The sequence below is a fragment of the Actinomadura meridiana genome, assembly GCF_039537545.1.
Lineage (GTDB): Bacteria > Actinomycetota > Actinomycetes > Streptosporangiales > Streptosporangiaceae > Spirillospora > Spirillospora meridiana.
The window spans coordinates 1-11,915 of the sequence record NZ_BAABAS010000010.1; the positions used below are offsets into that span (position 1 = coordinate 1).

Genomic DNA, 11,915 nt, shown 5'->3' on the forward strand with positions numbered 1-11,915 from the left:
GTGTGGTTGGTCGGTGTGGAGTGCGTTGAGGGCGGTGTCCAGTTCCGCGCGATCGTCTCGTCCCGTGACGATCACGGCGCGGCTGCTGAGGAATGCGCGTCCGGCGAGGGGGGCGGCGAGGTCGGCCGGAGTGAGTTCGGGATGCGCCGCGATGTGCTCGCTGAGCAGCGCCGCCGTGGCGCGGAGCGCTTTCGGGTCCTTCGCCGACAGCGGGAGCGCGACGACCGGCGCCGGATTCTCCTCGCCCCCACTGTCTTCGACGGACGTCTTGGGTGCGGCTTCCAGGATGAGGTGTGCGTTGGTGCCGCTGATCCCGAACGAGGACACCGCGGCCCGGCGTGGCCGGTCGGTCTCGGGCCAGGGTTGTTCCTGGTCCAGTAGGACGACGTGCCCGGTGTCCCAGTCGACGTGGGAAGAGGGCTGGTCGATGTGAAGCGATTTCGGCAGGACGCCGTGCCGCATCGCCTGCACCATCTTGATGACGCCCGCGACCCCGGCCGCGGCCTGCGTGTGCCCGATATTCGACTTGATCGACCCCAGACGCAACGGCGACTCGGCGCTGTGGCGCCGCCCGTAGGTGTTGAGCAGGGCCTGGGCCTCGATCGGGTCGCCCAGACGTGTGCCGGTGCCGTGTGCTTCGACGGCGTCGACCTCGTCCGCCGTCAACCGCGCATTGGCGAGGGCCTGCTGGATGACGCGCTCCTGCGACGGCCCGTTCGGCGCCGCGAGACCATTACTCGCACCGTCCTGGTTGACCGCCGAGCCCTTGATGACGGCCAGAATCTGGTGGCCGTTGCGCTGGGCGTCCGACAACCTCTCCATCAGCACGAGTCCGACGCCCTCGCCCCAACCGGTCCCGTCGGCAGCCGCGGCGAACGGCTTGCAGCGTCCGTCGGCCGCGAGCCCGCCCTGGCGGCTGAACTCCAGGAACATGCCGGGTGAGCTCATCACCGTCACGCCCCCGGCGAGCGCCATCGTGCAGTCGCCCGCCCGCAGGGCCTGCGCGGCGATGTGCAGCGCGACCAGGGACGACGAGCAGGCCGTGTCGATCGTGAGGGCGGGACCCTCGAACCCGAACGTGTAGGCCACGCGGCCGGACGCGACGCTGACCGTGCTGCCGGTGAACCGGAACCCGTCGTAGCTGTCGACCGATTCGCGCAGCTCGGGACCGTACCCGTGCGCGGTCGCCCCGACGAACACGCCGACCGGGCGCCGGGCCAGCCCGGACGGGTCGATGCCCGCGTGCTCGAACGCCTCCCAGGAGGTCTCCAGCAGCAGCCGCTGCTGCGGGTCCATCGCGGTCGCCTCGCGCGGGCTCAGCCCGAAGAACGCCGCGTCGAACCGGTCGGCGTCATGGAGGAAGCCGCCGTGCCGGGTGCTGGAGCCGGGACGGTCCGGGTCGTCGCCGGACAGCGCCGCGAGGTCCCAGCCGCGGTCGGCGGGGAACTCGGTGATGGCGTCCGCCCCGTCGGTGACCAGCCGCCACAGGTCGCCGGCCGACCGCACCCCGCCGGGGAAGCGGCAGCCGACGCCGACGATCGCGATCGGCTCGTCGGGCGCGGCGGGCACCGCGGGCCGGTCCGCCGGGTCGTCGGGCGCGCCGGTCAGGTCGCGGCCGAGGTGTTCGGCGAGTTCGAGCGGTGTCGGCCAGTCGAAGATCATCGTCGTGGGCAGCCGGAGCCCGCTCATGGCCTGTAGCCGGTCGCGCAACTCGACGCCGGTGAGCGAGTCGAAGCCGAGTTCCTTGAAGGTGCTGCCCAGGTCGAGCGCGTCGGCGGAGCTGTAGCCGAGCGTCGCGTTGATGCCGACGCGGACCAGATCGGCGAGCTTCTGCCGCGCCTCGGCCTCGGGCAGCGGCCCGAGGCGGCTCCGGGAGTAGGGCTCGTCCTCGTCGTCGGGCTCTTCCGCGTCGTCCCGCGGAACAACCGTGACGACGTCCTCGGCGTGAGCGTCGTCCACGGAGATCTCCGGCCAGGAGCGCCGCCGCTGGAACGCGTAGGTGGGCAGGTCGACGGTCCCCTCGCCGAGCAGCGTCCGCCAGTCGACCTCGACGCCCTGCCCGTGCAGCCCGGCGAGCGCCGCGACGAACGACCGCTCCTCCGCGCCGTCCAGCAGGGACGGCAGGAACGCCGACGCCTCGTCCGCGAGGTTCTCCTCAGCGAGGACGGTCAGCACCTTGCCGGGCCCGAGTTCCAGGAACGTCTCCGCCCCCGCGGCGCGCAGCTCGCCCACACAGTCGGCGAACCTGACGGGCTCGCGGATCTGCCGCACCCAGTACTCCGGGTCGCGCAGCTCGTCCGGAGCCGCGAGCCGCCCGGTGAGCATCGACACGACCGGCAGCCGCGGCTCGGCGAACTCCACGCTCGCGACCACGTCCCGGAACCGGTCCAGCATCGGTTCCATGAGCGCCGAGTGGAAGGCGTGGCTGACCTTCAGCCGCCGAGCCCGGTGCCCGCGATCCGTCAGGGCGGCCGCCACCTCCAGGGTCTGCTCCGCGGGGCCGGAGATCACGACCGAGCGCGGCCCGTTCACGGCGGCCAGCCCGACGTCGCCGGTCAGCAGCGGGGTCACCTCGTCCGCGGACGCCTGGATCGAGACCATGACGCCGCCCTCGGGCAGTTCCCACATGAGCGAGCCGCGGGCGGCGACCAGCGCGGCGGCGTCGGCGAGCGTCAGGACGCCGGCGGCGTGCGCGGCGGCGAACTCGCCGATGGAGTGCCCGGCGACCAGGTCGGGCCGGACGCCGAACGACTCCACCAGCCGGAACAGCGCGACCTCGACCGCGAACAGCGCCGCCTGCGTGTAGCGGGTCTGGTCGAGTTCCGCGGCGTCGTCGGTGCCGGGCTCGGCCCACATCACGTCCCGGACGGGCCTCGGCAGGTGCCGGTCGAGTTCGGCGCAGGCGGCGTCCAGGGCGGCGGGGAACACGGGGAAGCGTTCGGCCAGCTCCCGTCCCATCCCGACGCGCTGCGCGCCCTGCCCGGTGAACAGGAACGCGGGTCCGCCGCCCGTGGTGCGCCCGGCGAGCGTGACGACGTCGTCGGGGACGGCGGGCGCCTCGCCGGGCGCGGCGGCGAGCGCGCGCAGCGCGGCGGTCAACGCGTCGCGTCCCGCGCCGACGACGGCGGCCCGGTGCGCGAAGGCGGTGCGGGTGGTGGCGAGTGCGGCGGCGATCCCGGCGGCGGTCAGGTCCGGCCGCTCGTCGAGGAACGACAGAAGCTTCGCGGCCTGCGCGCCGACGGCCTTCCGCGATCGCCCGGACAGCAGCCACGGCACGACCTCCGGGGCGGTGCCCGCCGCGCGGGGCGACTCCTCGGGCGGGCCGCCGAGCACGAGGTGGCAGTTGGTGCCGCCCATGCCGAACGACGAGACTCCGGCCAGTGAGGACGCCCCGGCCGGGTCCGTCCGCGCAGGCTCCGGCCAGGGCGCCAGCTCGGTCTGCACCGCGAGGCGCAGCTCGTCCAGCGGGATCGCCGGATTCGGGCGGACGAAGTTGAGGCTCGCCGGGATCTCCCCGTGCCGCAGGCTCAGCGCGGCCTTGACCAGCCCGACGATCCCGGCCGCGCCCTCCAGGTGCCCGACGTTCGTCTTCGCCGAGCCGACCAGCAGCGCCCTCGCCCGGGGGCGCCCGGCGCCGAGCACCGCGCCGAGCGCGGCCGCCTCCACGGGGTCGCCGACCTTCGTCCCCGTGCCGTGCAGCTCCACGTACCGCACGTCGGCCGGGGACACCCCGGCGTCGGCGTAGGCGCGGCGGAGCACGTCCTCCTGGCCCTCGCGCCCGGGCACGGTGAGGGAGTCGGTCGCGCCGTCGTTGTTCACCGCGCCGCCGAGGATCGTGCAGTAGACGCGGTCGCCGTCGGCGAGGGCGGTCGGCAGCGGCTTCAGCACGACCAGAGCCCCGCCCTCCCCCCGCACGTAGCCGTTGGCGCGCTCGTCGAAGGTGTAGCAGACGCCGTCCGGGGACAGGCCGCCGAACCGCTGCGCGCCGAGCGTGCTCGCGGCGAGGATGTTCAGGTTCACGCCCCCGGCGAGCGCCACCTCCGACTCGCCGCGGCGCAGGCTCTCCACGGCGAGCCGCACCGCCACCAGCGACGAGCTCTGCCCGGTGTCCACGGTCAGGCTCGGGCCGTGCAGACCGAGGGTGTAGGAGACGCGGTTGGCGATGATGCCGCGCTGGGTGCCGGTCAGCGTGTGCTGCGTCACCTCCGCCCGCTCGCGCAGCAGCGCGCCGTAGTCGTCCCAGATCGCGCCGACGAACACCCCGGTGCTGGAACCGCGCAGGTCACCCGGCACGACGCGGGAGTCCTCCAGCGCCTCCCACCCGAGTTCCAGCGCGAGCCGCTGCTGCGGATCCATGGCCGCGGCCTCACGCGGGGAGATCCCGAAGAAACCCCGATCGAAAGCGTCGATCCGGTCGAGGAACCCGCCGCGCCGCGACCGCAGGTCGAGATCGCGCCAGCGATCCTCGGGCGCCTCGGTGATCGCGCTGCGGCCGTCCCGCAACAGCCGCCAGAACTGCCGTGGATCATTGGCCCCGGGGAGCCGGCAGGATATTCCAACAATGGCGATCGGCTCATGCATCGAGAGTCCTCGTATCTGTAAGGCCTGTTATCCTCGTCTTTCGATACCAGGCTCGACCGGGCCCCTGCAAGGTGGCTTTAGAGCGCCGAAAGAAGCCGTTAAGGGGACTGGTGTTTTATGATGTGAAAGTGTGGATAGCGCACGAAATCCCGCAGTCGAGAAGCATGAAATGGAGGCCAGAAATGGCTGACCGGAACGTCCGGACTCCGCGCGAGGTCTTTCTGCTCAAGCAGGAGAGCATCAGTCGGCTCGACGCCGACGGCCAGGCGGACCTGTTCGCCGAGGACGGGGTGCTGGAGGTCCCCTTCGCCGCCGGCGGCCTGCCCCGCCGCTTCGAGGGCCGGGCGACCATCCGCGCCGTGACCTCGGCGGCGCTGGAGAACGCCCAGCGCGGCACGCGCCGGCTGGTCGGCCACCAGGAGGAGACGATCTACGAGACCGACGACCCCGAGGTCGTCATCGCCGAGTTCGTCTCCCACACCGAGGATCTGGAGACCGGCGAGCGGTTCCAGGCCCCCTACATCCAGTTGATGCGGGTCCGCGACGGCGAGATAGTGCTGTTCCGCGACTACTGCACGCTGGACGCGATCACACGGCTGTGGGGGCCGCACGGCGGCGAGTCCTATGCCGAGCTCGGGAACGCGCTCCCGGGCGGCTCCCCGGCGGAGAGCCTCCCGGACGGTGCGCGACCGGCCCTCTAGACGGTGACCTCCAGCAGGTAGATCTCCGGGTTGATCGCGAACGACGCCTGGATCTGGAACTCGCTGACCACCTCGTGCTGCGCCAGCACCCGCAGGCCGGCCGCCTCGATCTCCGCGCGGAGCCGGGCGGCCGGCAGGATGTGCGACAGTGCCGTGAAGATCTTGGCGTCGGTGATCCGGCCGTCCTCCACCCGCTGGGCCAGGAAGTTGCTGGAGCGCAGCGACTCGTCCGGGTCGACGAAGTCGAGCAGCGTCAGCAGCATCGGGATGTCGGCGTCGGCTCCCGTCGCGACCACCGCCTGCGTCTCGAACGGCTGGTCGCGCTCCTCGATGCCGGGGAACTCGATCAGCGTCATCAGGAAGCGGCCGTCCTCGGCCAGGTGCTCGCGGACCGACGCGAACAGCGAGGCGCGCTGCTTCTCGTCCAGGTAGCTGACGGCGTTGGCGCCGAGCGTGATGAAGTCGAACGTACGGTCCAGCCGGAAACTCGTCATGTCGCCCTGGACGGTGGAGACCCGGCCGCTGTAGTCGTTGCCGTCCTCCTTCTCCTCGGCGAGCCGCTCGTCGAACAGGGCGAGCATGTGCGGCGACATGTCGAGCCCGACGGCGTCGAAACCGTTCTCCAGGAACGGGAAGGTGAGTCGGCCCGACCCGCACGCCAATTCGAGCAGCGTGCCCTTCCGGCCCTGCGCGACGCCCAGCATCGCCTCGGCGTCGGCCTCGTCATAACGGGTGAGGAAATGGTAGACGGGCGATCCCTCGGGGCCGTAGAGGCTGTGTACGACGCCGTCGTCGCCGAGCAGTCGGGCGACATGGCTCGCGGTGCCGAGAACGCGGAGGGAGTTTTCGCTCATGGGGACTTCCTCGTTTCCGGGAGTGGGATGGTCGCGGCAATTCCATAATTGCCACAACCATCCTCCCGGAGCGGTATAAAGCTGCCCTAACCGCCCGCTTAAGAGGCTGTGCCCCTGTCCCCGGACGCGGCCGCCGGGCTCAGCCGAACCAGGTCTGGGCCGCCACGCGCAGGCCCTCGTCGCCGTCGCCGTCCCGGTCGGCCCAGGCGACGAAGCCGTCCGGGCGGACCAGCACCGCGCGGGCGTCCAGCTCGGGGGTCGGTTCGGCGGTCACCACGGCCACCTGGGCGTTGACGTCCGGGACGGCGCCCGGCCTCCCCGTCAGATTCAGCAGCACGCCACGGCCGTCGACCAGCAGGTCGTACGTCGACAGCTTCGTGCCGTCCGGGGTGGCGACCGGCACGTCCTGGAACCGGGTGCCGATCAGCGGGTGCGCGCCGTCCCCGGACGGCAGCCCCGGGTACTCGAAGTCGTAGGCCACCTCCGTCACGTACTGGACGAGGTACCGCTGCACCTCCTTCATCTCGATGAGCCCCATCAGCACCTCCCGGAGCGCCGCGACATGGTCCAGCGGATACATGGCCGCCACCTGCGCCTTCGCCCGCACGCACGCGCGCCGCCCGACCGGGCGCCGCTCCTCCTCGTAGCTGTCCAGCAGGCCGTCCGGCGCCCGGCCCCGCACCTGCGCGGCCAGCTTCCAGCCGAGGTTCACGGCGTCGTGGACGGTGGTGACCATCCCGTTGCCCGACGACGGCGGATGCGAGTGCGCGGCGTCGCCCACGAGCAGCACCCGGTCGTCCCGGTAGCGGGTCGCCAGCCTCGTCGGATGGCCGTTGCGCTCCATCCAGCTCGGCTCCTCGATCGCGGGCGCCTCGCCGGTGATCCGCTGGATGCTCGCGAGGACCTCCTCGCGCGTCACCGGACCCTCGGGCCCCGGCGACTCCCCGACGAACTCGACCGTCATCAGCCGGATCCGGCCCTCCTGCAACGGCAGGATGCCCAGCTGCCCGTTCGGGTACAGGCCACGGACGAACGTGTCCCGGTTCCCCTCGAACTCCTTCACGTCGGCCGTGACGCCGTAGTACGACGGCGCGAACTCCTCGTACTCGAACCCGCAGAGCCGTCCCACCGTGCTGTGCACACCGTCGCAGCCCACCAGGTACGCGCAGCGCAGGTCCCGCTCGCCCGAAGCCGACCGCACCCGGACCGTGACGCCGTCCGCGTCCTGCTCGACGGCCGTCACCTCCTGCCCGTGCAGCACCTCCACGCCGAGCTCGACGGCCCGCTCCTCCAGCACCTCCTCGGTGCGGACCTGCGGGACGAGCATGTCGTACTCGGTCTCCGCCAGCTCCTCGTCGTACTCGATGGTGATCAGCCCGAAGTGCGAGCGGCCCCAGCGGGGCGTGTCCGGGCCCCCGAACCGCCCGGCGATCCCGCGCTGCCTCAGCGTCTCCACGCAGCGCGCGTGCAGCAGCCCGCCGCCCGACTCGTGCGACCTGCCCGTCCGCTTCTCCAGGACGGTCGTCCGGACGCCAGCGAGGCCGAGCTCGCAGGCCAGCATCAGCCCGCCAGGACCCGCTCCGACGATCACGACATGGTCGTTCATGCTGTTCTCCCGCTCCGTAGATGTGATGGGGCGTGCGTGTCAGGCGTCCGCCGCCGCGGCGAGCTCGGCGCCGAGGTGCGCGGCCAGCGCCGCCGGGGTCGGCAGGTCGTACACCGCGCTCGCCGACAGCGCGAGGCCCGTGCCCTCCGTCAGCCGGTCCCGCATGGTCAGCGCGCCGAGCGAGGTCAACCCGAGGTCCAGGAAGTCGGCGTCGGCCGGGACCGGACTGCCCGGGCCGTGCCCGAGGGCCTCCGCCGCCAGGGCGAGCACGAACTCCAGCAGCAGGCCGTCGCGCTCCTCCGGCGACCGTCCGTCGAGCCGTCGCAGCAGGGCGCCCTTGTCGACGCGCGCCTGCTCGGGGTCCGCGGCCTCGCGCGGTCCGACGCCCGGGAAGCCCTCGGACAGCTCGGCCACCACAAGGTCGGCGGCATCGTTAGCCACGAAGCGGGGGAGGTCGCGCAGGGCGACCGCCGCCCGGATCGGACGTAGCCCGGGGGCGTCGTCGGCGGTGGACCCGTCGCCCTCGACCGGGCCCCAGGCGAGCGCCGTCCCTGCCAGGCCGTCCTGCCGCCGCTGCCGCGCCACCATCTCGTGGACGGCCCCGATCGCCAGGTCGCCCGGCCTGTCTGCGCACATGGTGGCGGTGGCCGTCAGGGGAGCGAACAGGACGAACGCCGACAGGCCGAGTTCCGCGGTGGCCTCGTGGAGGTTCCAGGCCGCTTCCGCTGACGCTCGTGGCGCCGGGTTGTCGGTGGACGGCAGCGCCGCGGCATGGATGACCGCGGTTGGTGCCGTGTCCGTCGTGAACAGCTCTCGAACGGCGTTCTGGTCGTCGACGTCGCAGGTCACGACCGTGGCGTGGGCGCCGAGCCCGGCCAGCTCGGCGGGCAGGCCCGCCCCCTCCGGATCGGCCGGGTCGCGGACGAGTATGAGCCGCGTCGCACCCGCCCCGGCCAGTCGGCGCGCGACCTCCGCGCCGAGGCCGCGCGTCCCGCCGGTCACCAGCACCGGACCGGACGGTGCCCAGGGCGTGGTCGCGGTGGGGTTGCTCGTGGCGGGGGCCAGGCGCCTGACGTAGGCGCCGTCGTCCCGGACCGCCGCCATCTCGTCGCCGCCCGCCAGCACCGCGGCCAGCAGGCGGGCTCCCGATCGTCCCGGGAACGTCCCCGGCAGGTCGACGGCTCTGAGGAGGCGCCGCCGACTGCTGTTCTTGGTCGTCGCGATGACGCCCCAGAGCCGCGCGAGGCCCGGGTCGTCCGGGAGCCCGCCGGACGTCGTGCTGACCGCGCCGCGTGTGACGAACCACAGCGGGGCGTCCACCCCGGCTAGCGCGAGCGCCTCCGGTATGCCGACCACTTGGCGGTGCGGCGGTGCCGGGTGGTCGGCTTCCGGCCTCGTCGGGCCCGTCAGGTAGAGGACGCCGCGAACCTGCGTCCCCTGGATGCTCCGGGCGATCTCCTCGGCGAGCCGGTCCGCGTCGGCGTTGAGTGGCATGGTCAGCGGGACGACGTCGCCGCCGCGCTCGGCGAGCACGTCGGCCAGCGCGTCGTCGTCTGACCGTGTCGGCTCGGAGCGCAGCAGCAGCCACGAACCCGACAGGGAGAAGTCCCCGGACACCGGGACGCGTTCCCAGGACGGCTCGTGCCACCACGAGCCGCTCCGCCGCCATGCGGACAACGCCGGGAGCAACTCGGCCAGCAGGCCGCGCTTGGCCGGGTCGTCCAGGTCCAGGTCCAGCGTCGAGGAGAGCGCCGCCAGGTCATGCTGGTCGATCGCCGACCACAACTCGGTCTCCTGCCCCGGGACCGCTCCGGCCGCGCCGCGCCCGTTGCTTGCCTTGGGCTCGTACCAGAAGGCGCTGTGCTGGAAGGGGTAGGTGGGGAGCGGCTCGGTCGGTCGGTGGGTGGTGTTGGGCCAGGTGACCTGGACGTTGGTGGCGGTATGGATGTGTGCGAGCGCGCTGTGGAAGGCGGTGGTGTCGGTCTGTTTGGGGTTGAGGGTGGGTTGGATGGTGGGTGTTGTTGGGAGTGTTTGGTGGGTGAGTGTGGTGAGGGTGGGTCGGGGTCCGATTTCGAGGTAGAGGGCGGGATGGTGGGTGTCGTCGAGGTAGGTCAGTCCGTCGTGAAAGTGGACGGTGTCGCGGATGTGGCCGGTCCAGTAGGCGGGGTCGCTCAGCTGCTGTTCGGTGGCGCTGCTGCCGGTGCGGTTGGAGACGATCGGAATGGTGGTGGGGTGGTAGGTGAGTCCGGCCGCAACCGCTTGGAACTCCTCCAGGATCGGGTTCATCAAGGGGGAGTGGAAGGCGTGGCTGACTTTCAGCCATTGGTACTTGATTCCGCGCTCATCGAGTTCGCTGGTGATCTGTTCGAGCGCGGTGCGCTCTCCGGACAGGACGGTGGAGTTCGGCGAGTTGGTCGCGGCAACCGAGATCGTGTCGTGCTTTTCGATTATGGGCTTTAGGGTTTCTTCGGTGGTGTGGGTGGTGAGCATTGCGCCGCCTGTGGGGAGGGAGGCCATGAGGCGGGCGCGTGCGGTGATGAGGGTGGCGGTGTCGGTGAGTGTCCAGAGTCCGGCGAGGTGGGCGGCGGTGAGTTCGCCGATGGAGTGTCCGATGAGGTGGTCGGGGGTGATGCCGTGGTGTTCTAGTAGCCGGTACAGCGCGGTTTGCAGGGCGAATAGTGCGGGTTGGGCGTAGCGGGTGTTGTTCAGCAGTTCCGCATCGTCACCGAACACCACGGTCTTGAGGGGCCGGTCCAGGTGTGGGTCGAGTGCCTCGCACACCGCGTCGAATGCTTTGGCGTAGACGGGTGAGGTGGTGTAGAGGTCGTGTCCCATGCCGGGGTGTTGGCTGCCTTGGCCGCTGAACATGAACACCACGCCGCCGTTGTTGTCCTGGACGGTGTTCGTAACAAGGGACGGATGCGGCTGCTCGGTGGCCAATGCGGTGAGGGCGCGGCTGAGTTCGTCTCGATCGTCGGGTGCCGTGAGGATGACGGCCCGGTGGTCGAACAGGGCTCGTTGTGAGAGCGGCCCGGCCAGCTCGGCTGGAGTGGTCTCCGGGCGATCGGTGAGGTGGTCGCCCAGCCGTGTGGCGGCGTCCCGCAGCGCTTGAGGGGTCTTGGCCGACAGCGGGATGGCGACCACAGGACTCGGCGACTGCTCGGCGGCGTCCTCCTCGACGGACGTCTCAGGCGCGGCCTCCAGGATGAGATGCGCGTTGGTGCCGCTGATCCCGAACGACGACACCGCCGCCCGACGCGCACGTCCCGTCTCAGGCCACGGCCGCGGCTCGTCCAGGAGAACGACGTGCCCGGTGTCCCAGTCGACGTGGTTCGAGGGTTCGTCGATGTGCAGGGACGCGGGGAGCGTTCCGTGCCGCATGGCCTGGACCATCTTGATGACGCCCGCGACTCCGGCCGCCGCCTGCGTGTGCCCCAGGTTCGACTTGATGGAGCCGATCCAAATGGGCTGTTCGGCGGTGTGGTGTTGCCCGTAGGTGTTGAGGATGGCCTGGGCCTCGATGGGGTCGCCCAGGGTGGTGCCGGTGCCGTGCGCTTCGACCGCGTCCACCTGCTCGGCCGACAGCCCGGCGTTGGCAAGCGCCTGCTCGATCACACGCTCCTGCGACGGCCCGTTGGGTGCGGAGAGTCCGTTGCTCGCGCCGTCCTGGTTGATCGCCGAGCCCTTGACGACGGCGAGGATCTGGTGGCCGTTGCGTTGGGCGTCGGAGAGTCGTTCGAGTAGGACGAGTCCGACGCCTTCGGAGAAGCCGGTCCCGTCGGCGGCGGCGGCGAACGGCTTGCAGCGTCCGTCCGCCGCGAGGCCCCGCTGACGGGCGAACTCCACGAAGACCGACGGTGTCGCCATGACGGTCGCGCCACCCGCCACGGCCATGTCGCATTCGCCTGAGCGGAGTGCCTGGGCGGCCAGGTGCATGGCGACGAGTGAGGAAGAGCATGCGGTGTCGACGGTGACGGCCGGCCCCTCGAACCCGAACGTGTAGGACACGCGACCCGACGCCACGCTTCCGCCGTTCGCCGTGAGGAGGTAGCCCTCGAACTCCTCTGGCGTGTCGTTCAGCATCCGGGCGCCGTAGTCGCTGCTCAACACCCCTGTGTAGACGCCGATGGTGTGGTTGGTGAGGTGGGTGGGGTTGAGGTGGGCGTTTTCGAG

At 71.6% G+C, this 11,915-nt stretch carries 5 protein-coding genes; 1 reads left to right on the top strand and 4 read right to left on the bottom strand.

The window, feature by feature from the left end; translation table 11 throughout:
- Nucleotides 1-4,581 (bottom strand): beta-ketoacyl synthase N-terminal-like domain-containing protein (locus tag ABD808_RS19485; RefSeq protein WP_344898640.1); only part of this gene is annotated, 4,581 nt, incomplete at its 3' end.
- A gap of 182 nt (nucleotides 4,582-4,763) precedes the next feature.
- On the opposite strand from ABD808_RS19485, the gene ABD808_RS19490 reads away from it, so the two are divergent.
- Complete coding sequence (locus tag ABD808_RS19490; protein WP_344898642.1) at nucleotides 4,764-5,282, top strand: nuclear transport factor 2 family protein; 519 nt, start codon at nucleotides 4,764-4,766, stop codon at nucleotides 5,280-5,282.
- On the opposite strand, the gene mpaM is transcribed toward ABD808_RS19490, so the two are convergent.
- The 3 genes from mpaM to ABD808_RS19505 all read right to left on the bottom strand — a co-directional run.
- The gene (gene mpaM / locus ABD808_RS19495; protein WP_344898644.1) at nucleotides 5,279-6,136 is read right to left on the bottom strand and encodes a daptide-type RiPP biosynthesis methyltransferase; all 858 of its coding nucleotides are present in this window, start codon (nucleotides 6,134-6,136) and stop codon (nucleotides 5,279-5,281) included. The genes ABD808_RS19490 and mpaM overlap by 4 nt on opposite strands.
- Before the next feature lie 139 nt (nucleotides 6,137-6,275).
- Nucleotides 6,276-7,742, bottom strand: coding sequence for an FAD-dependent monooxygenase (locus ABD808_RS19500; protein WP_344898646.1), 1,467 nt, complete (start codon nucleotides 7,740-7,742; stop codon nucleotides 6,276-6,278).
- Nucleotides 7,743-7,781: 39 nt separating this feature from the next.
- A partial coding sequence (locus ABD808_RS19505) for a type I polyketide synthase (RefSeq protein ID WP_344898648.1) occupies nucleotides 7,782-11,915 on the bottom strand: 4,134 nt, incomplete at its 5' end.

Bases quoted from the DNA above. Each gene is read 5' to 3' on its own strand.
- ABD808_RS19500 (WP_344898646.1), bottom strand. From the start codon at position 7,742: ATGAACGACCATGTCGTGATCGTCGGAGCGGGTCCTGGCGGGCTGATG.
- ABD808_RS19490 (WP_344898642.1), top strand. From the start codon at position 4,764: ATGGCTGACCGGAACGTCCGGACTCCGCGCGAGGTCTTTCTGCTCAAG.
- mpaM (WP_344898644.1), bottom strand. From the start codon at position 6,136: ATGAGCGAAAACTCCCTCCGCGTTCTCGGCACCGCGAGCCATGTCGCC.